3 protein-coding genes are annotated in these 2485 nt (G+C 47.2%); all 3 read left to right on the top strand.

Features of this window, described 5'->3' with window-relative positions; all coding sequences use genetic code 11:
* Positions 1-104, top strand: a 104-nt coding sequence (locus D6694_08445; protein RMH42022.1) for an ABC transporter ATP-binding protein, incomplete at its 5' end; no start/stop codon positions are given.
* A 237-nt stretch (positions 105-341) separates the two neighbouring features.
* A complete protein-coding gene (locus D6694_08440) occupies positions 342-1871 on the top strand; it encodes a deoxycytidylate deaminase (GenBank protein RMH42021.1) in 1530 nt (509 codons plus the stop codon).
* Positions 1871-2089: a hypothetical protein gene (locus D6694_08435; protein RMH42020.1), complete on the top strand. Its 219-nt coding sequence runs from the start codon at positions 1871-1873 to the stop codon at positions 2087-2089. The genes D6694_08440 and D6694_08435 overlap by 1 nt, the downstream gene beginning before the upstream one ends.
* Positions 2090-2485 lie beyond the last annotated feature (396 nt).

Below are 2485 nucleotides of genomic sequence, written 5' to 3'. Positions count from 1 at the left end.
TCGTGATGGTCACCCACTCGCCGGCGCATGCCGAATGGGCGAAGCGCATCGTTCACCTCTTCGACGGGCGCATCGTCTCGGAAAACCTGCTGGAGGCGGTGTGAAGATGGGTAGCCAGCAATATGAACCTAAGGCGACTGAGCTCTTATCCCACCTAAGGCATTGTGTTTTTTCGGGGCCTACACTGAGAGGCGCTATCGTTTTACAATGCAACCGTTGTCTCCATGAATGGTGCAAGGGTCGGGATTATTGACTATGGGGACCTTTCAAAGGCACCCTTGGCACAGACACAAAGCAAGGGATTGTGAGATAGGCGGAGTACCTCAGAAGTGGAATCGTTGATGGCTCATGAAAGGGTCGCAAGGCGGACAGATGAACTGGTCATTGGGTTCGTCGGTGCGATCGGTGCTGGCGTTTCAACAACAGCCGAACTTCTCAGGAAGGAACTTACAGATACATATGGTTACCGTGTTGAAATTATAAGGGTAAGCGATATAATAAGAGAATATGCATCAAGGCACCTTAAAAGAAATGATGTTTCAGCCCACGGTGTAGAACGCATTACCGGCCTTCAAGAATGTGGAACAGAACTTAGAAGAAGATTTGGTCCATCCTATCTTGCAGAAAAAATTGTTGAGGAAATACATTATCGTCGATCTAAAAAAGACGACGGTTTTGAAGAAATTTCTGGTAGCGATCTGCGTAGGCCTAAAACACTTCGTGTCGCAAGAATTGTGGACTCACTAAAACGCCCCGAAGAATCAAGGCTCTTAGAGGATGTTTATGGGGGCGCATACTGGCAATTTACGATCTTCGCGCCCAAGACGGTTCGTAAAAATCGACTCATGAGGCAAGGTATAGAGACTTCTGGTCTAGGAAATATATTTGACCGAGACGAAAACGATATTGAAAATAAACATGGCCAGTCCGTAAGGGACACAGCGTTGCTTTCGCACTTCTTTATTAGAAATGATGGAAATAATTCTCTCATTGATGTTATTAAAAGGCATTTGCAGCTTATTTTCGGAATTGGTGTCGAAACGCCCACGCGGCATGAGGCGGGGATGCATGCTGCCTTTTCTGCGATGACGAGATCAGCCTGCTTGTCACGTCAGGTGGGGGCCGCAGTCTTTTCCGAGAGCGGCGAACTTCTCGGAATCGGGTGGAACGACGTTCCGCGCTATGGGGGCGGTTTGTATATAAACGAAAATCCGAACAACATGGACAATAGGTGTTATATTTGGCGCGATAGGATGTGTCACAATGATTTTAGAAAAAATAAACTGATAGATAACATAGTCAAGAATATTTGTGAGGCCATAAACACTGATTCCCTTAAAATTGACGATAGTGAATTAAAAGAAAAATTGCGCAATATTCTTAAAGGAACACATTTATGGCATATAACAGAATACAGTCGAGCCATTCATGCGGAAATGGAGGCTATCCTGTCATGTGCAAGAAATGGAAACAAAAGTCTTGTAGGGGGGACGCTTTATACGACTACTTTCCCATGCCATAATTGCGCAAGACATATAGTGGCGGCTGGAATCAAGAAAGTGTACTACGTTGAGCCGTATGAAAAAAGTCTTGCCTTGGAGCTCCACAATGATGCGATCAGCACGACACAGGATTCTGGAAACTCCAATAAGGTCTTATTCTTGCAGTATGAAGGCGTTGGACCACGGCGTATGACGCAACTCTTCACAGCTTCTCAACGGCGCAAAAATACATCAGGTAAGGTCTGCTCTATGGACCCAAAGCAGGCCAAACCAATTTTGGCACAGCCGATTGACGGATTCACAACGCATGAAAAACGCGTTATAGAGAGGTTACACAACAACGAAACGTCCGCCAACGGGAGGGACTGATGCCGACACGGAAAAACGGGCTAAAAAACAAGTGTGAAGCATCCGATATCGCCACCGGCGGTGTTGAAGAAAGCAGGGTGCGTGACATCTGTCATGAGCAAGTAGATAACCAAAAAAATAAGAGCAGAACAAAGTTATATGCATTTGAAATCGGCGAAGAAGGTTTGGAAAGATTTAGAGAAGCTGTCATTAGAGAATTGGAAAAATTTGGAATATAAATTAGCAAAATTCATTTTTGGTTGACGGGATTTAGAGTCGCACCGCTCCTCGTCATAAGCAGTGGCGGCACTACTTTCAGGCACCGGACAAATGCATAGCCGGACGCATATTCTCTGACGCGCAAGAAACCTACATTAAGATATGAGAGGAGCGGCTCCTGCTTGGCAGATGTTGCCAGAAAACTGAAAGGCATCTCTCGTATCTCACTCGGACAACAGCTAAGAATAGCAGAAAAGGCTCTACGCAGGAATAGAGTGCTTCGAGGAACACCCCGTGGGCGTGTTGCGCGGGTAGGGCGGCGCCGACCGCAGCAGGAAAAGGCGAACGGCCCTCCCGGCCCGGATGGTGAACCGCCGGGCCGGGGCGGCGGGTGACTGCCGAATCGGACAGGCCAT

The organism is Gammaproteobacteria bacterium, from assembly GCA_003696665.1.
GTDB lineage: Bacteria > Pseudomonadota > Gammaproteobacteria > Enterobacterales.
Note: the sequence above shows the minus strand (reverse complement) of the source record. Positions and strands in the feature narration are given on the sequence as shown.